Origin of the sequence: Staphylococcus borealis, assembly GCF_001224225.1 — a bacterium.
Classification (GTDB): domain Bacteria; phylum Bacillota; class Bacilli; order Staphylococcales; family Staphylococcaceae; genus Staphylococcus; species Staphylococcus borealis.
On the sequence record NZ_CUEE01000017.1, the window covers coordinates 1 to 18,755 of the forward strand.

The 18,755-nt window shown below is 30.2% G+C and carries 18 protein-coding genes and 4 pseudogenes; 10 read left to right on the forward strand and 12 right to left on the reverse strand.

All coding sequences use genetic code 11. The annotated features are described in order from the left end of the window. Together AK212_RS12465 and AK212_RS12470 are read left to right on the forward strand one after the other, a co-directional pair. Positions 1–828 (forward strand): LLM class flavin-dependent oxidoreductase (locus tag AK212_RS12465; protein ID WP_154392038.1); only part of this gene is annotated, 828 nt, incomplete at its 5' end. A gap of 153 nt (positions 829–981) precedes the next feature. Then, positions 982–1,236 (forward strand): annotated as a pseudogene (locus AK212_RS12470) (IS6 family transposase); the annotation flags it as partial. A 57-nt stretch (positions 1,237–1,293) separates the two neighbouring features. Here the strand turns inward: AK212_RS12470 and AK212_RS12475 are convergent. The 4 genes from AK212_RS12475 to AK212_RS13510 all read right to left on the reverse strand — a co-directional run bounded on the left by AK212_RS12475 (position 1,294) and on the right by AK212_RS13510 (position 4,078). Beyond that, positions 1,294–3,456 (reverse strand): peptidase domain-containing ABC transporter, encoded by a 2,163-nt coding sequence (locus AK212_RS12475; protein ID WP_053031471.1) that lies wholly within the window; start codon positions 3,454–3,456, stop codon positions 1,294–1,296. A gap of 120 nt (positions 3,457–3,576) precedes the next feature. Further along, positions 3,577–3,711, reverse strand: a complete 135-nt coding sequence (locus tag AK212_RS13960; protein ID WP_256323913.1) for a hypothetical protein — start codon at positions 3,709–3,711, stop codon at positions 3,577–3,579. 24 nt (positions 3,712–3,735) lie between these two features. Further along, a complete protein-coding gene (locus tag AK212_RS13505; RefSeq protein WP_154392039.1) occupies positions 3,736–3,891 on the reverse strand; it encodes a hypothetical protein in 156 nt (51 codons plus the stop codon). Between the two features lie 46 nt (positions 3,892–3,937). After that, positions 3,938–4,078, reverse strand: coding sequence for a hypothetical protein (locus tag AK212_RS13510; protein WP_154392040.1), 141 nt, complete (start codon positions 4,076–4,078; stop codon positions 3,938–3,940). Between the two features lie 403 nt (positions 4,079–4,481). On the opposite strand from AK212_RS13510, the pseudogene AK212_RS13250 reads away from it, so the two are divergent. Then, positions 4,482–5,165 (forward strand): annotated as a pseudogene (locus tag AK212_RS13250) (IS6 family transposase). A 457-nt stretch (positions 5,166–5,622) separates the two neighbouring features. Here the strand turns inward: AK212_RS13250 and AK212_RS12490 are convergent. After that, a complete protein-coding gene (locus AK212_RS12490) occupies positions 5,623–6,579 on the reverse strand; it encodes a replication initiator protein A (RefSeq protein ID WP_053031477.1) in 957 nt (318 codons plus the stop codon). A 385-nt stretch (positions 6,580–6,964) separates the two neighbouring features. Here AK212_RS12490 and AK212_RS12495 point away from each other — a divergent pair, with 385 nt between their 5' ends. From AK212_RS12495 to AK212_RS12505, 4 genes are all read left to right on the forward strand, one after another. Continuing rightward, positions 6,965–7,702, forward strand: coding sequence for a DUF536 domain-containing protein (locus AK212_RS12495; RefSeq protein ID WP_011251343.1), 738 nt, complete (start codon positions 6,965–6,967; stop codon positions 7,700–7,702). Between the two features lie 225 nt (positions 7,703–7,927). Further along, complete coding sequence (locus tag AK212_RS12500; RefSeq protein ID WP_002498866.1) at positions 7,928–8,614, forward strand: hypothetical protein; 687 nt, start codon at positions 7,928–7,930, stop codon at positions 8,612–8,614. Positions 8,615–8,711: 97 nt separating this feature from the next. After that, entirely contained in the window at positions 8,712–8,933 is a 222-nt protein-coding gene (locus AK212_RS14045; RefSeq protein ID WP_225973880.1) for an ion channel, read from the forward strand. Positions 8,934–9,153: 220 nt separating this feature from the next. After that, positions 9,154–10,476, forward strand: coding sequence for an Nramp family divalent metal transporter (locus tag AK212_RS12505; RefSeq protein ID WP_031791150.1), 1,323 nt, complete (start codon positions 9,154–9,156; stop codon positions 10,474–10,476). 276 nt (positions 10,477–10,752) lie between these two features. On the opposite strand, the gene AK212_RS12510 is transcribed toward AK212_RS12505, so the two are convergent. The 3 genes from AK212_RS12510 to AK212_RS12520 form a co-directional block, all read right to left on the reverse strand. Beyond that, on the reverse strand, positions 10,753–11,370 hold the full coding sequence (locus AK212_RS12510; protein WP_002498868.1) for a recombinase family protein: 618 nt from the start codon (positions 11,368–11,370) through the stop codon (positions 10,753–10,755). A 212-nt stretch (positions 11,371–11,582) separates the two neighbouring features. Next, a complete protein-coding gene (gene rbsK / locus AK212_RS12515; RefSeq protein WP_002497489.1) occupies positions 11,583–12,506 on the reverse strand; it encodes a ribokinase in 924 nt (307 codons plus the stop codon). Positions 12,507–12,527: 21 nt separating this feature from the next. After that, entirely contained in the window at positions 12,528–13,505 is a 978-nt protein-coding gene (locus AK212_RS12520; protein ID WP_002497490.1) for a LacI family DNA-binding transcriptional regulator, read from the reverse strand. A 137-nt stretch (positions 13,506–13,642) separates the two neighbouring features. Here AK212_RS12520 and AK212_RS12525 point away from each other — a divergent pair, with 137 nt between their 5' ends. Together AK212_RS12525 and rpe are read left to right on the forward strand one after the other, a co-directional pair. Next, complete coding sequence (locus tag AK212_RS12525) at positions 13,643–15,022, forward strand: PTS transporter subunit IIC (RefSeq protein WP_002497491.1); 1,380 nt, start codon at positions 13,643–13,645, stop codon at positions 15,020–15,022. Positions 15,023–15,596: 574 nt separating this feature from the next. Continuing rightward, the gene (rpe, locus tag AK212_RS12530) at positions 15,597–16,250 is read left to right on the forward strand and encodes a ribulose-phosphate 3-epimerase (protein WP_225261181.1); all 654 of its coding nucleotides are present in this window, start codon (positions 15,597–15,599) and stop codon (positions 16,248–16,250) included. Between the two features lie 190 nt (positions 16,251–16,440). Here rpe and AK212_RS13515 read toward each other — a convergent pair whose 3' ends face one another. The 3 genes and pseudogenes from AK212_RS13515 to AK212_RS12540 all read right to left on the reverse strand — a co-directional run. Next, positions 16,441–16,542 carry a type I toxin-antitoxin system Fst family toxin gene (locus tag AK212_RS13515; RefSeq protein ID WP_002497230.1) on the reverse strand — a complete coding sequence of 34 codons (102 nt, stop codon included), beginning with the start codon at positions 16,540–16,542 and terminating at the stop codon, positions 16,441–16,443. 165 nt (positions 16,543–16,707) lie between these two features. Continuing rightward, positions 16,708–17,055 (reverse strand): ArsR/SmtB family transcription factor, encoded by a 348-nt coding sequence (locus AK212_RS12535; RefSeq protein ID WP_002441960.1) that lies wholly within the window; start codon positions 17,053–17,055, stop codon positions 16,708–16,710. Positions 17,056–17,073: 18 nt separating this feature from the next. Continuing rightward, a pseudogene (locus AK212_RS12540) lies at positions 17,074–17,271 on the reverse strand (cadmium resistance transporter); the annotation flags it as partial. A 150-nt stretch (positions 17,272–17,421) separates the two neighbouring features. On the opposite strand from AK212_RS12540, the pseudogene AK212_RS13260 reads away from it, so the two are divergent. Beyond that, a pseudogene (locus AK212_RS13260) lies at positions 17,422–17,751 on the forward strand (DDE-type integrase/transposase/recombinase); the annotation flags it as partial. A gap of 264 nt (positions 17,752–18,015) precedes the next feature. Here AK212_RS13260 and AK212_RS12545 read toward each other — a convergent pair. After that, positions 18,016–18,755 (reverse strand): LLM class flavin-dependent oxidoreductase (locus tag AK212_RS12545; protein WP_154392041.1); only part of this gene is annotated, 740 nt, incomplete at its 5' end.

The following is an 18,755-nucleotide window of genomic DNA, read 5'->3' on the forward strand; positions in this document are numbered from 1 at the left end:
TTATGGGAATCATTTACTGTAGAGGCTATCGTTAATCACAAAAACTCAGGAATTGGCTTAAATCATCAGTATATTCATCCACTTCATTATCAAGGAAAGTATTTTCAAGTTGCCGGAGCTATTAACATTCCAACACCAAAATATGGTCGACCACGTTTATTTCAAGCAGGAACTTCTATCCCAGGTCGTGATTTAGCAGTACGACACGTGGATGCTATTTTTTCAATTGCTTGGAATTTACAAGATAGCCAACAGTTCAGACAAGACATTCATCAACGTGCCATGGAAGAAAATCGTCAACCACCTCTTGTATTACCAGGTCTCACCGTTTATGTTGATGAGAATGAGAAGGACGCTTATAAACTTAAACAGCAATTAGATGATATGATTCCACTTGAAAAACGCAAGAAACAATTATCTAAAGCCATTGGTCTAGATATAAGTGAATGGACACTAGATGAAGTCGTACCATCATTACCACCTTATGATGCATTAGAGAAAAAAGTTGTAAAATCTGTGTATGAAGCCGTACAGCGTGCTATTATGACTGAGCAACTTACCTTACGCGATGTATTAGATCGATTTGGTACTTGGGTAGGACATAAAACGATAGTGGGAACACCGGAACAAGTAGCGGATGAAATGATTGAATGGTTTGAAAAAGAAGCGTGCGATGGTTTTATGTTAATGTCACCAACATATCCAAACGCATTTGAAAAATTTATTGATTTAGTCATTCCAGTTCTTCAAGCGCGTGGCGTGTTTAGAAAAGAATATGAAAGTCATATGTTAAAAGACCATTTAAATATAAATACAGAGAAAGTATAATTAAATTCCTTTTATTCAATAGATATCATAAAAAAAGACTTCCTCCATTAGGGGGAAGTCTAAAATGTTCTTCATATTATTCCATTTTAACTTTTGTGGTTCTGTTGCAAAGTTGAATTTATAGTATAATTTTAATAAAAAGGCGTCTTCTGTATGAACTATTTCAGATATAAACAATTCAGTAAAGATGTTATCACTGTAGCCGTTGGCTACTATCTAAGATATGCATTGAGTTATCGTGATATATCTGAAATATTAAGGGAACGTGGTGTAAACGTTCCTCATTCAACGATCTACCGTTGGGTTCAAGAATATGCCCCAATTTTGTATCAGATTTGGAAGAAAAAGCATAAAAAAACTTATTACAAATGGCGTATTGATGAGACGTACATCAAAATAAAAGGAAAATGAAACTATTTATATCGTGCCATTGATGCAGAGGGACATACATTGTTTTAATGAGTGTTATACTTCTTTATTTTTAGTTTGTAATTGCCATAGTTTATAGTATTCATTTCGATTTTTTAATAAATTTTTATGAGTACCTTTTTCTACTATCTTTCCATTTTTCAAGGTATAAATAACATCAGCATTTTGTATAGTACTTAGTTTATGAGAAATGACAATAGCTGTTTTACCACTTTGAATTAAGTTATCAATATGTCGCATGATTTTGAATTCAGTTCGACTGTCTAAAGCGCTTGTTGCTTCATCAAAAATATAAATATCTGGGTCCTTTAGAAATGTTCGTGCTAATGAAATACGTTGTGCTTGTCCGCCAGATAAGTTTGAACCTTCTTTTTCTAGCATAGTATTGAATTGATCGGGTTGTTTTTGGATGAAATCAAAAGCTTCAGCTAACTGACATGCATTTATAATATCTTCTTTTGATTTTCCTTTGTTCATGCCATGTAGTAAATTATTTAAAATAGTATCTGCAAATAAGAAAGTTTCTTGTGAAACGTAACCAATGTGATGTCTTAGTTCATCTAGTTGTATCTTGTTAATTGGGCGTTGGTCAATAGATATTTCACCCTCTGCTACGTCATAATAATGATTTAATAGTTTTCCAATTGTGGATTTTCCGCTTCCACTTTCACCAACGATTGCGATTTTTTGTCCTTTATTAATTTTTAAGTTAATACCGTCTAAAATGACATCTCTATATCCATATTGAAATTTTACATTATCCATGTTTATAACGTTATTAAATATAAATGGATAGTTGTTATCATGTAATTTATCTTCAGTATCTAAATCTGTTATTTCCGCGATGCGTCTAGCAGCCACAAATGATGATTGTAACGTTGGTTGTATGTTAATTAAACGTTCAATTGGACCTAAATAAAAAATTGTAAGTGCATTAAACGCTAACAAACTTCCTAAAGTCATCTGGTCATTCATAACAAAATAACTACCTATCCATAAGATTACTAAACTGACAGTAATTTTAAGGAAATTATTAATTGTCAGTTGTATGTTTGAAAGTTGCCCTAAACGTATTAAGTTGTTGATAAGTTGATTAAACTTTTGCGAACCTTGTTCAAAACGATCAGGCTCTGATTGGTAACTTTTTATTGTACTACTACCATCAAAAGATTCAATCAAATATGAACTCAATTCTGCATCATTTTCTGCAACTTTTTGGTTATAGTGTTCGAATGGTTGTTTCATCATTAGACTACATAAAATAAAAAATGGTATAAAAATGACTGTAATGAGCAACAACGTTGGACTTTGTAAATATAATAATACACAGCCAACTATAATCATAAATGTATCTACAAGTAGCGTTACGGTCGAAGATGACAGTGCTTCACGAATTTTTGAAGTATCCATAAAACGTTGTAATATTTCTCCGCTTTTACGTGTATCAAAAAAATTCATTGGTAAGTGTAATACATGTTTAAAGTAGTCTTTCATAAGGCCAATATCTATTTCTAAACTAAGTTTTAAAATCATTTGATATCTCAAATAGGTTACTAATGCATTGATTATATAAAGTATTAGTACGCCTATGCTTATAGTATGTAAATTTGATAGGACATTAGATGGAATGACGTTATCGGTTAATATTTTGAAATATAAAGCACCAATGATTCCAGTTATATTTATTAAGACAGAAATTATAACTATTGTAATCAGTGTTTTATAGTTCTTTTTAAATATATCCGTAAATATATTCATATAAGAAGGTGATTCATCTCTACTATTAAATGATTCCGTCTTTTTAACTAATACAGCAATATTTGTCCATATTTCATTAAATTGTTGTTTGGTTAATTTATACTTACCTTTAGCTGGATCTACTATATGAATTTTATCTTTTTTAAGTGATTCAATAATAACAAAATGATTATATCCTTGTTTGTTTACAATATGTGCAATAATTGGAAGTTCTACTTTTTTTAATTCGTTTACAGAATCTACTTTAACACCAGTTAATTTTATGCCAATATGTTCTCCAGCTTTAATCAAACCATACAAGTTTGTCCCAAGCTTATCAGTCTTAGCATAATCTCTTAAACGTGGTATTGATACACGTTTGCCAAACGATTGTGAAATCATGGCTAGACATGTTGGCCCACAATCTTTTTCGTCATATTGTTTAATGTATTTAATGTTCATTGAGTTACCACTTCCTTAGCTTGTCTCAAAAATTACTAGAATGATAAAGAAATATGTAGAAGAGGGCTGAGATATAAAATTATGTCCCAGCCCTAATTATATTAATTAAGTATATTAATCTTATTTATCATCTTTGCTTTTACTTTTACCCAATTTAGGTATTCTAGTTATAACATTACCAGTAGCAGTTCCTAGGTCTTCCCAGAAATCACCAGCATTGATAGATTTTAAATCTTTTTCAGTTAAATGTTTCATGATTACCATCCTTTATAATTTAAATTATTTAAGTGAGTCGGCAAGGCCACGAAAAAAACTTTTAACGCCATCAGAAGTTTTGCCAATCCCGTAACCAACATGTTCAGCAAAGCCGTCTGGATCAGTTTCATTATTACCACCGTTATTTTTAATAAGTTCATCATAAGTTAATTCTTCCATGTTATTACCACCTTTATATTTTTTAGTACTTCTGGAATATTTATTTTTATCTCCAATCATTATCTTCGTGTGCTTTGTCCATGCCTTTACCTACTCGGCCGAACCAATCTGTTGTAGCATTCACCGCATCAGTGAATTTATTACCACCATTCACATTTTTAGTTTCTGCATTTGTTAAATTTTGCATACTAGCCCTCCTAATAATGTGTTTTATTTACGTAACGTAGTTTTTGTTTCCTTTCAACTACAACATTATGGTATCAATGATTTATTAATATAGTATTAAGCTTAATTTGTATTTTGTTTAATATAATATTAATCTAGAAAATACTGTCATATCAGTAAGTTTTTAGTGATTTATCTAGTTAATAAGATGAAGTGGAATTGCTAATATCCTTAATTTAATCGTAATTAACAAAACAAACTTGAAAATTTATATTTAATAATAATAAAGCTCAAATTTTAAGAATGTAGAGACATTGTAAATTTCTTAAACTCAAAGTAAGTGTTATATCTCGGGAAATCGATAAAAAAGGTTCTGTTGCAAAGTTGAATTGATAGTATAATTTTAATAAAAAGGAGTCTTCTGTATGAACTATTTCAGATATAAACAATTCAGTAAAGATCTTATCACTGTAGCCGTTGGCTACTATCTAAGATATGCATTGAGTTATCGTGATATATCTGAAATATTAAGGGAACGTGGTGTAAACGTTCCTCATTCAACGATCTACCGTTGGGTTCAAGAATATGCCCCAATTTTGTATCAGATTTGGAAGAAAAAGCATAAAAAAGCTTATTATAAGTGGCGTATTGATGAAGACATACATCAAATTAAAAGGAAAATGGAGCTATTTATATCGTGCCATTGATGCAGAGATGCAGAGGGACATAGATTAGATATTTGGTTGCGTAAGCAACGAGATAATCATTCAGCATATGTATTTATCAAACGTCTCATTAAACAATTTGGTAAACCTCAAAAGGTGATTACAGATCAGGCACCTTCAACGAAGGTAGCAATGGCTAAAGTAATTAAAGCGTTTAAACTGAATCCCGACTGTCATTGTACATCTAAATATCTGAATAACCTCATTGAGCAAGATCACCGTCATATTAAAGTAAGAAAGACAAGATATCAAAGTATCAATACGGCAAAAAGTACTTTAAAAGGTATTGAATGTATTTACGCTCTATATAAAAAGAACCGTAGGTCTCTTCAGATCTACGGATTTTCTCCATGCCACGAAATTAGCATCATGCTAGCAAGTTAAACGAACACTGACATGATATATTAGTGATTAGCTATATTTTTTAAAGTTAAAACAGTGCTAAATGATCATTTTATTTTTCATCTTATGCGACATGTTTGAGTCATTATTAAACGAATATAAATATATTATAGAAAAAAATAGGACTAAAACGTTTCTGTTTTAGTCCCACCTGCTTGCTTAACTACAGTTCATTTTCAGATTTACTCAATTGCCATTGAAGATAAAGTTCGACTGCAGTTAAAAGAACATTAACCATTGCCAATGTAACTTTAATCTTTTTCTTATTACTCATATGTGTTCCTCCCTTCTTTAATAGCAGCATTCTATGTTGTGACATTGTGTTGATGTTATTTTGTTATCCCCTCCCTTACTTTCGTTTGATCTAGGTGGTTGCCTTAGCAACCACTTGTAAATTAAAAAGAGAGCATCTTTAAATAGATGCCCTCTAATTAAATCATTATTGATTAAATAAAGAAGTGATTGGTAAATGATCACGTCGTTTATTAAGCGTATGCATTTCAGCGAATTCAGATTTAAGAGATTTCATTAAGTATCCTTGCATGGCTTCAACGGTTTCATTTTTTTGAATAAGTATAGCTTTGAAACGTTTAAGAACATGAAGTATTTCGATTTCCATATCTTCTAACAAGTAATAACTATCAATCGTATTGTTGAAAGATGTTTTGGCTTTTAATAATACAGTTTTAATAATTTCAATTTCAGTTACTTCAAAGTTACTTAGATAGTTTTGAATACTTTGCGGTAGTTCTTCGAGTAATTGGAATTTTAAAGCCTCATTATTAAAGTTTGAATTGTCGTGATTTGAATGATTTGTATGATTATTAGGATATGTTAATTTCTTATCATTCAAATCATCCGTATCATTACTCTCAGTCTTAATATAATCAGTATCATTATAATCAGTATCATTAGGGTCTAAAATTTGGGATTCTGGAGTCCCAAATTTTGAGCTTCTGGAGTCCCAAATTTCGGGATTCTGGAGTCCCAAAATTTGGGACTCCTTGTCATTGTAGGTTATAGATGAGGATTGAATACTTTTTTCTACACTAATATTAGTTTCTATATCATGCAAATATAATTTATTAGGTTTATTAAATCCTGTACGTATTTGTTCAAGTAACCCTACTGCTTGAAGTTCTTTTTTTATTTTAGTAATTGTATTCTTGCTTTTGTCTAATATATTCTGGAGACTTTCATTTGTAAAAATGAAATATATATCCCCATTATCATCGACCCAATTATTTTTAATCGACAAGCTAACTCTATCGTTGAGAATTGCATAAGTAACTTTGGCACTATCACTTAATTTTTTATATTTTTCATTAACAAATAATGCTTTATGTAGCATATAAAAGTTTTGACTTGCTTGATTTTTAATATTTTTACGAGACATAATAAAAAACCTCTTTCCAATTAAATTTGAATAGAGGTAATAAAACATTACAAACCCACATAACTTTTTGACTTGCAAACTGTAGATATTGTTGTATATAATACATATATCAAATTAAATAGCTAACGTATTGTAACGTTTTATTACCCAGTCCCAACTATTACCAGTAGTTGGGACTAAAACGTATTATGAACATTATATCATTAAAAAAGAACATATAAAAGATATTATAATCCCACTAAAAACCTTTTATAAACAGTTGACAAGATCATCGTCAACTGTTTATAAAAGGTTTTTTAAGACTGCTCAAGCTCCCTTTATAAAAGTATTTATGATAAAATTTATTTATAAAGGGTTGATAAAGTGTTTATAAAGGGTTGAAGATATGAAGAGCGTTAAAGAAATAAGTGAAGAATTGGAAGTTAGTAAACAGACTGTATTTAATAATATAAAAAGATTGAATATAGAAACAGTAAAACAGGATAATACTTCATTCATTAAAAATGATGTTGATGTAGAAAAAATCATTCAAAGAGTAATCAGAAATAAAAAGAAATATGGCTTTGAAAGTACTAATATAAGTTCAGAGAAAGTTAAAACAGATAATAAAAAAAACGAATCTAAATATGATGTTCAAATAATTGAACTACTCGAAAAGCAAATAGATACTTTAAATAAACAACTTGAAAAACAAGAAAAACGTCATGAAACGACAATAGAATTTTATAGAAAAGAATTACAAGAAAGGTCGAAATTACTTGAAAACCAACAAGTATTAGCATTAGAAAGTAATAAAAAGATTCAAAAACTAGAAAGCCAATTAGAAGAAGAAAGACAGCTTAATTATTCTTTTGATACAGCGACGAATAATAGACAAAATATTGATCCGCAAGAAGCAACTTTTACTGAAGAATCACAAAATATCAATCAACAACAAACAAAGTGTCAACCAACAGAAGTAAATTACAAGGATATAGCCGAAGAGAAAGAGAATGACAGTACAAATGAAGGTGAATTAATAAAAGAAGATAAGTTCGTTGAAGAAACGAAGAGTGATCCTGACGATAATAAGGAGGTAGAACCACCTAAAAAAGGATTTTGGAGTCGATTCTTCGGTAATTAAAAATGAATGTAAAAGGTGTATCAAGGGTTTATAAACCCTTGATACACCTTTTATAGTGCTGGAACTTCTGATAATCATCGATTATGTTAACTAATTATTTAAAGAGGAGCAATCTTTAAATATATATGTAAAGCACAGCCTAATGCAATAACTTATCTAAACTAAAAGTTAAGTTATTGCAACTAAAAGCAGACGAAAGAATAAAAAGATTGGATGATGAAAAATATGTTTGCCATTTTTGTAGCATTAATTAGTTTAACGTCAGTGTGGGTGGGTTATAAAATAGACAATTCAATGAAAAGAAAATCTGAAATTGAAGATTCAAGGATAAATTGGATTCAGAAAGTAAGAGAAGTAAATACTAATTTGATAAAAGCATTTTATGATTTCAACACTCATCAAAATTTTTATAGTGAAAAAACTAAAGATATTAATATGTTAGATAATATGAGAAGCACCTTGTTAGAAGGTTTAGAATATGAATCAAGGAAAAGAGACAATAATGCGGAAAAATACAAAGAAGAAATAGACAATATACAAGAAAAGGTAAAGGAACAAACGAAGGTTTTAAATAACAAAAAAATAGATAGAACCAGTGCTATGTATAATCTATTTACTTCTATAGAAGAAATGAAAAATTTATTTCCGATAAATAAATATGATATTCATAAAGTACGAATCGAACATAAAAAAATACTAGTTGCAGTTGAAAGTAGTGCAAGTTTTTATAAAGGGGATTTATCAATTAGCAATGAGAAAATCTATGATTCTTTAAATGAATTAAAAAAAAATATCAGAGAATCTTATGATGGTAATAATACTTTAGAAGAAACAAAAATAGATGAATATAAAGATTTTATTAATAATTACCTGAAAATTGAATGGGAAAAAGTTAAATCAAGAAAAACATAATCCCTCCATATTAAAAATGTTCGTTATTTAGATATATTTTAAATTTGAAACGCTTAAGACACTTCTTTTAAAAGGAAGTGTCTTTTCATGTATTAGCATATTATTTTCTGCAATCCCACTTACTTATTTTGAGCCATCTGTAAGATCATATAATGATGGGGTTTCGTTAGCTATAGTGACAGTTACTACAGTTGGCTATGGTGATATCAGTCCAGAGACACTAATTGGCAGAATAACAAGTGTTTATCTGATGTTTTTTTGGTATCGGTTTAGTTGGAATGATAACAGGTTCAATAGCAACTTATTTTCTGAAAAATAATGAGAAGTCTAATATAAAAGAGTCGCTTAAACATGACATAGACAATATAGAAAACCTCTCAAATAATGATATAGAAAGATTAATTAAAATAATCAAAACGTATCGTGACTAAAATTTTAATGAGAAAAAATATATATGAAGCAAAATAATTTTTAGGTCAGCCTAATTTATACTATAATATTCATTGATAAATTTAATATTCAATGAGGAGATTTTTATAGTGAAGAAAAGTTTAGAAGAAATAAATGGAAAAGTTTCTTTTGATAGCGAAGCAAATGGTATCAAGAAACTAATAATGTATCTAGGTCCTGGACTTCTTGTTGCTGTAGGCTATATGGATCCAGGTAATTGGATTACTTCAATGGCAGGAGGAGCACAATTTGGATATACATTATTATTTATAATATTATTATCGAGCTTATCAGCCATGTTACTTCAAAGTATGTGCGCTCGTTTAGGTATTGCGAGTGGTATGGACTTAGCTCAAGTAACTAAACACATAAGTAATAAGCCGTTATCGATAGCAGCCTGGATTGTTACAGAATTAGCAATTATGGCTACGGATATTGCAGAGGTCATTGGTAGTGCGATAGCACTAAATCTACTTTTTGATATACCTTTAGTAGTGGGAGTAACTATTACTGTATTAGATGTTTTACTTTTACTATTAATTATTAAATTTGGCTTTAGAAAGATTGAAGCTATCGTAGGTGTATTAATTTTTACAGTTCTTTTTATCTTTGTATTTGAAGTTTACTTTGCTTCTCCAGAATGGAGTGCTGTTTTAGGTGGCTTTATTCCAAGTACAGAAATAGCTACTAACAAGGGTGTGTTATACATGGCTTTAGGTATCATTGGTGCGACAATCATGCCTCATAATTTGTATTTGCATTCTTCAATTGTTCAATCACGTAACTATATACGTGAAAGTAAAGCTAAGAAAAAAGAGGCTATTAAATACGCTATTATTGATTCACATATACAACTTTCAATTGCGTTTATTATTAATTGTTTGATTTTAATATTAGGTGCCGCTCTATTCTTTGGTAATGGTGAAGACTTAGGACGATTTTATGATTTATATAATGCTTTACAAGAATCCGAGTTTGCAGGAGCTATAGGTGGTGCTGTTATGAGTACATTATTTGCCATAGCTTTGTTAGCTTCAGGACAAAATTCAACCATTACTGGCACATTATCAGGACAAATTGTCATGGAAGGGTTTTTGAATATAAAAATACCTCAATGGGCAAGAAGATTAGTTACTAGATTAATCGCTGTGATTCCTGTATTCATATGTTTATGGTTATATGGTTCAAGTACTTCTAAGATTGAAGATCTTTTAATCTTCACACAAGTATTTTTAAGTCTTGCATTACCCTTTAGTATTATTCCTTTAACGTTAGCAACCAATAATCCTAAGATAATGGGAAAAGAATTTACAAATAAAACATGGATTAATATTATTGCTTGGGTTTTAACAATCATATTAAGTATATTGAATATATATCTAATTATAGAAACATTTAATGAGTTTTTATAATTTAATTGATTTAAAAACACATCTTCTTAGTAAAATAAGAAGGTGTGTTTTTTGTCTATTTGGAGCCTACCTTAATTGAACCATTATTGATGCTAGTAAAACAGTATTTCTGTATGTATGATTAGGTTGTCAAAATTATTCGTTATTGAGAAAAAATATAGAAAAAAAAGAGGGCAAAAACGCTCTCTCTTTTTCCTGTATTATTATTAAAATCTCATAATACATGATTAACATATATTTTGGGACGCTGTGAGAAACGCTCATTTGCATTGACAATCAATTTATCAAGATAATCCCCTTATCATGTTTAATTCTATAAACTGTTTGTCTTGTAATATTAACTTCTTTGGCAATTTTACTAATTGCTTGCCCTTCTTCTAACATTTCCACCACGCGATGATAAATAACACGTTTCTGTGGGTCTTTAGCATTTGGTGAATAAAGTAAGGGGCGCCCTTTATATACGCCTTTTTCCTTCGCAACTTGAATTCCTTGCGCTTGTCGACGTTTACTTTCATTTCTCTCTTGTTCTGAAACCATTGCTAATATTTGAATGATTAAATCTTTCATAAACTTATCCAGTAATGGATTGCCAATCACTTCATTCATCATAGGTAAGCTGGTAATCATTAACTGAACGTTTTTTTCTTTTAAATAATTCACAGTTTCAATAATTTCATCATAGTTACGTCCTAAACGATCAATAGATTCCACAACGAATCGATCTCCCATTCTGACAAAATTGAGTGCTTCTTGAAATACAGGTCTATTTTCCACTGACTTTCCCGACTGTTTCTCTGTAAAGATTTTCTCCACACCAAACGTCTTTAAATTATCCAATTGTCTTTCTAAATTTTGATCTATCGATGATACTCTCGCATAACCTATAATCATTCATCTTCACTCCATGATTAATATACACCCTAATCATACGTTTTAATTGCGATAATTTCAACAACTTATTTTGTATGATTAGGGTGTACTTATAAAATACAGCACTTCGTTTAATTTATATTTATGTATCTCAACATGTATTTAAATAATTTATTTTTTTATGATACATTAAGTTTAGATTTAAAATATATCTAAATAATCAAGATTATAAATTAGTAATTATGCTGTTCTATAAAATAATTAATTTCTTCTTCAGTAGGTATTGCTTTTTGTGTTTCTTTTTCACTAACCTTTATTGCTGAAGCAGCTGTTGCAAACTTAACAGAGTCTACTAATGAATTACTTTTATTTAAATGAGAAGTTAAAGCTGCTGCAAAAACGTCTCCAGCTCCAACGGTGTTAATTGCTTTGACTTTATAAGCAGGGACAAAGTTAGTATTACCATTATCATAAATTAGTGACCCTTGTTCACCTAATTTAACAATAACTGTCTTAACGCCTTTTTCGCTAATAATTTGAGCTGCGGTTAAAGCTGATTGCTCATCTTCAATTTTAATGCCTGATATTTTCTCTGCCTCTTGTTGGTTAGGAGTAATTATATCAGCATAACTTAAATAGTATTCGTCATAACCATCTGCAGGAGCAGGATCTAAAACGACAGTAATGCCTTTCTTTTTCGCTAATTTTAAAGCATGTAGTATAGACTCTTTACTAGTTTCAAGTTGCAATAAAAAGTATTTTGACGTTGTTGAACTAAAAACTTTTGTTATGTTATTTAGTCCCATTTTACTGTTTGCTCCTAGTGTTCCTAGCATAGTATTCTGCCCATTTTCATCAAGAACAACGATAAAAGTTCCTGTATTTGTACCTTCTATAATTTGAATGTTAGATATATCAATGTTATTATTTTTCAAATTATTCAACATGTTTTTACCATGATCATCGTTTCCGATTGCCCCTATGAATTTCACCTTACTCCCAATCCTAGATAGAGCAATAGCCTGGTTTGCTCCTTTTCCCCCTGGTTGGTTACTAATTGAATTCACCCATACAGTATCTCCATAGTTAGGGAATTCATTTGTAGTAATAAATACATCTTGGTTAATACTTCCCATTATTATAATTTCTTCAGTCATTATTTCTCCCCCTATTTTTATTTATGCTTTTGTAGAATCTCTAATAACAATTTCAGGAGTATATTCAAATTGTATTGTTTTATTTTCTTTAATTGAATTCATTATTATTTCTCCAATTTTGCTATCTAATTGATTAATTGTAGTCAAGCTAGGAGTAGAATATTGAGATAAATCACAATTATCATATCCAATAATTTGAATTTGATTAGGTATCTCAATACCTAGTTTGTGACAAGCACTAATTGCCCCTATTGCCATAGCGTCATTAGCACATACAATCCCATGAACATCATTTTTTTGGTTTAAAGTGTTATAAGCCAAATCAAATCCTGATTTATAAGTGAAATTCCCTTCTAACAATTGGACTTGGTGACTTAACAAATATTCTTGCATAGCACTTTGATATCCCTTAAAACGACTAGCAGAAGATTTTTCTGTTATTTCACCCGACATAAATAATATATTTTCACATTCACAGTTTTTGATTAAATGTTCTGTAGCAATGTAGCTTCCTCTAAAATGATCAACTGAAATTGTATTAGGTTGGTTATCTACATTCGTTCTATCAATCGTGATAACATTTATATCATGTTTTTCTAAATACTTTATATCTTTTTCTGTTATTGCTAAAGAATTGATAATAACTGTTTGTATATAATTATCTATAATGCTTTTCAGAAAATACGCTATATTATCTTCATTATCATTACTGTTACATAGATATAATTTGTAACCATGTTTGTTAGCTGCTGTTTCAATAATATTTACTAAATCTGAAAAATATGGGTTGTTTAAGTTAGGGATGATTAAAGCGATTAAATTTGAAGTTTTATTCGATAAAGACCTCGCAATGTTATTTGGTTCATAATTCAACAAATTTATAGCATCTCTCACTCTTTTTTCAGTTTCAATATTTGCGCCCGGTTTATTGTTTATAATTCTAGAAACAGTAGCCGTGGAAACATTAGCCATTTTTGCAACATCTTTAATTGTAGCCATAAATACACCTCTTGTAACCGATTACATTAATTGTAATGCTCTCTAATTTTTTTGTCAAATAGCATTGAAAATAAAGCATTTCTGTTTTATTATAAACCTATACCTCTTTTGTAACCGATTACAAGGAGGGTAAAATATTGTCACAAATAAATAACTTATTTCAATGGTTTATCAGTTTAGGCGGTCCCGCTATAATGTTTGTTATTATAACTTTACTTTCATTAGGATTTGGAGTTAAATTTTCTAAATCTTTAGAAAGTGGCATACGGATGGCTATTGCACTAACCGGTATGACGGCTGCAATATCTCTTTTGACTGAAGCATTAGGACCCGCCTTACAAGATTTCGTTAAATCAACAGGCGTTGATTTACATATAACAGATTTAGGTTGGGCGCCGATGGCTGTTATCACATGGGGTTCTATTTATACTTTATATTTTGCTTTCATCTGTACAATAGTTAATTTATTATTGCTATTTACAAACAAAACTAAAACTTTAAATGTTGATTTATTCAATATTTGGAATATATCTATTATTGGATTATTAGTTGAGTACTATGCTCATAACATGATAATTACATCGCTATTTGTCATTATGATTTACACTTTAATGTTAAAGAATTCAGACGTTCTTAAACCTTCGATTAATAAGGTTTTAAACTATGACGAGAATAATGTTACAACTACAGCACATCCCAGTCTTTTAATTGCACCTTTTGTTTTTGTCATAGATATATTTATCACTAAGTTTTTACCTTTTATTGATAAATTTGATTTTAATGCTGAAACTTTAAATAAGAAAATTGGATTTTGGGGAAGTAAATTCGCTATAGGCGTTTACTTGGGAGCATTCATTGGTGTTTTAGGACAACAATCTTTAAAAGATGTTCTCACTCTAGGTTTCACCACAGGGGTTGTTCTAGAGCTATTCGCTTATATTGGCGGATGGTTTGGGCCAGCTATTGAGCCACTATCAAACAGAATCAGTTCTATTATGAGTTCAAAATTAAGAGGACGTAAGTTGTTCATCGGTATTGATTGGCCGATCCTTGCTTCAAGTGCTGAACTGTGGGCAGTTGTGAACATATTAGCACCTATATTATTATTTATTGCCATGTTTTTACCTGGAAATAACGTTTTACCGTTAGGTGGTATTTTATTAACAGTTTTAGTACCAGCTTTATTATTAATAACTAAAGGTAAAGTCATTAGGATGACCATTATTGGAACTATTCTATTACCATTATTTTTGTGGGCAGCTACAATGATTTCTAGTTTTCTTACTAATACTTCTAAAAAAATTGGAGAATTCCCTTCTGGATTATCAGATGGTCAAATGTTTTCTTCTGTAGACTCTGATCCAATAGAAAAAATGTTAGGAATGCTAGTTGGAAATGCGTGGAATACATTTGATATTCAACTAGTTATTCCAGCTGTTATAGCTGTAATTGTATATATTTCATTTTTCTTCTGGTATTTTAAAGCAATATCTAAAAAGGACCAAAATTCTAATTAAGGATGAAATTATTGGATAATATAAAAAAGATATTTTAAATGAATTATACAGAAAGTTTTAATTCAGTAAAAAATAACGAAATTCTATCTTTAATTGAGAAAATAGAACAAAAAATAGAGTCTTTATATACGGTTTAGGTAGGAAAATGTTAATGTTAAAGGCTTTTGGAATGAGACTTATGGATTTGGGTTATGAAGTACATATCATTGGAGATGTTACCACACTTGCTATTAATAAAGATGATTTTTTATTAATAGTTCGGGAACTGGGTAATTATCGACTGTGGAAGCATTAGTTAATGATGTGAAAAAATCAGAAGCAGAAATTGCATTTTTTACAGCTTTTCCAAAAGAAACATTGCCACAAAGAACTACTTAATTATAAATATTAAAGCAAAAACAATGAAAGAAAATGAAGAATTAGATTCTATACAGCCTATGTGGAGTGTTTTCGAACAGTTTCAATTATCATTATTAGACTTCGTAATAACTCAATTAATTGAAAGAAACAATATTACTGAAGAACGGTACCTAACCATACAAATATAGAATAATAACGTTAATAAAGGAGTTTTATTATGGAAAAATGGCTATTACCTTCTATGATGTGCGCAGATTTCGGAAGCTTATCTACTGAGATAAGCAACTTGGAGGAAGCAGGCGTCACTGGATATCATATAGATATTATGGATGGGCAATTTGTTCCAAATTTTGGGATGGGGCTACAAGACTTAGAATTTATTAGAAAAAGTACAAAAAAACCAATTGATGTTCATCTAATGGTTAATAATCCTAATAATCATATAAATTTGTTTGCAAATATAGGGGTAGACATTATTTATATACACCCAGAAGCTGATATGCATCCAGCAAGAACATTACAGAAAATTAAGCAGAAAAATATTAAAGCAGGAATTGCACTTAACCCTGGAACTTCTATAGAATCTATTAAACCTTTATTAAACATTGTAGATTATGTAATGATTATGACTGTAAACCCAGGGTTCGCTGGACAAAAATATCTAAATTACGTTGATTATAAAATAGATGAATTAGTTGAAATGTCTTTCAAATCACGCTTTAATTACGATGTTTTAGTAGATGGTGCTATATCCCCTGAGCGTATTGATAATTTATCAACTAAAGGGGTGAAAGGTTTTGTTTTGGGCACGTCTTCATTGTTTGGTAAAAACAAAGACTATGCAACCCTTATAAATAATTTAAAGTAAGCCTTTGATTTTGATATTAATACCATAAAGATACTTATAAAAAAGAGAAAGAAAGTATAATTCTTAAATGATTTTTGCATTTCTCTACCAGCCAGTGTTATAATCTACTTAACAAAGTTATTAAGCATAATACACCAATCCCCTCACTATCGGAAGTAGTGAGGGGATTTTTAGGTGTGACTATAGTCGCCTATTTTTTCTTATCGTTGCGATTGCGTAGCCAATGCGCAAATAATGCGACGATACAACCACTCGCTGCTGTGGTCATGATGTGAACAAAGTTATCAAGCATAATTACACCTCCTCTCTACGTCTAGATTGACGCCTGAGAGATAGGCGACCTTTATATTATATCATCTGTAATGGGTGAGTTACATATAACTTCTGATAAGTCATTTTATGTTATATCTTTGCTTTTTTATAGTATCAAGACAAGAAGAAACTCGTTTCACTCGTTTCAAAAACCCTCCTGATTTTTAGAGAAAAATTCTTTTATTTCATCGTCTTTAATAAAATAATATGCCATCTTTCCCTTTTTATAAAAATCAAGTACATCATTTTTATATAAAAGTCTTAAATGATGTGAAGTTGAAGCAACACTTATTTTCAATATCAAAGAAATATCACAAACACACAACTCATCTTCTTTAATCAAAGATAATATGATTTTCAATTTCTTCTCATCACAAATTTTTTCTAAAATGTTAAGTAATTTCTTAGATTTATCATCTTCTAAAAAACTTAAAGCATTGTTAACTTTATCCTCATGTACACAGATCACATCACAAGCATTTTCATAACTCATATAAAATCGCACCCTAAATTAAAATATAAATCCTAAAATTGTTTGAATAGTATCATTTTCAATAATAATAAATAAACCTAAAGCTATATAAATAACAGCCATAATCCAACGACTAAATTTCTCAACAATTTCTCCAACTCCTGGAATATTAGATAATTTTTGTGCAGTAAATACCAAGAAGAAAATTAAAATTAAAAAGACAAACAGAGTAATTAAGGTTCTGTTGCAAACTTGAAAATCATATAATATAGATACAAAGAAATGAAAAATAATAAAATCCAACCGAATAATCTGTTGATATAATAGTATATAATTTACTGCTTTTGCATAACTTTGTATATTAATTTAACTTTGCAACAGAACCCGTTTATCAAACGTCTCATTAAACAATTTGGTAAGCCTCAAAAGGTAGTTACAGATCAGGCACCTTCAACGAAGGCAGCAATGGCTAAAATAATTAAAGCTTTTAAACTTAAACCTGACTGTCATTGTACATCGAAATATCTGAATAACCTCATTGAGCAAGATCACCGTCATATTAAAGTAAGAAAGACAAGATATCAAAGTATCAATACGGCAAAGAATACTTTAAAAGGTATTGAATGTATTTACGCTCTATATAAAAAGAACCGCAGGTCTCTTCAGATCTACGGATTTTCGCCATGCCACGAAATTAGGCATATGTTAGCCAGTTAAGGGAACAACGACATGATAAAATAGTAATTAGCTATATTTTTCTAACTTTGCAACAGAACCGTTTATTATATATTCTAGATCATCAATAGTTGAAAGTGATTTATTAAACACTCTATAAACATCATATGATATTGCAAGGTATAATCCAATATTTCATATATGTAATCCCTCCACATCTCATTAACTTTTTAAATTATACACAACCTAATTTTTAGTTTTATTTATGATAAGCTTCTGCGTATCGGTTAATGATGCGGTTTATTTTTAGTTTTTTATACCCAAATGATTTTTTAACAGATGACTCTCATAATCTCTTCTAAACACTCCACGTTCTTGAAGAATTGGTATCACTAAATGAATAAATTTTTCAAATGATTCTGGATACGTCGGGGCCATCAACATAAAACCATCGCACGCTTCTTTTTTAAACCATTCGATCATTTCATCCGCCACTTGTTCGGGAGTTCCTACTATTGTCTTGTGCCCTACCCAAGTACCAAAACGATCTAATAAATCTCTTAATGTAAGATGCTCAGTCTTAATGGCACGTTGTATGGCTTCATATACTGATTTTACGACCTTTTTCGATAATGTTTCATAATCTGGTAAGGACGGTATAACTTCATCTAGTTTCCATTCACTTATATCTAGACCAATAGCTTTAGATAATTGTTTCTTGCGTTTTTCAAGTGGAATCATATCATCTAATTGTTGCTTAAGTTTATAAGCATCCTCTTCATTCTCATCAACATAAACAGTGAGACCTGGTAATACAAGAGGGGGTTGACGATTTGCTTCCATGGCACGTTGATGAATGTCTTGTCTGAACTGTTGGCCATCTTGTAAATTCCATGCAATTGAAAAAATAGCATCCACGTGTCGTACTGCTAAATCACGACCTGGAATGGAAGTTCCTGCTTGAAATAAACGTGGTCGACCATATTTGGGTGTTGGAATGTTAATAGCTCCGGCAACTTGAAAATACTTTCCTTGATAATGAAGTG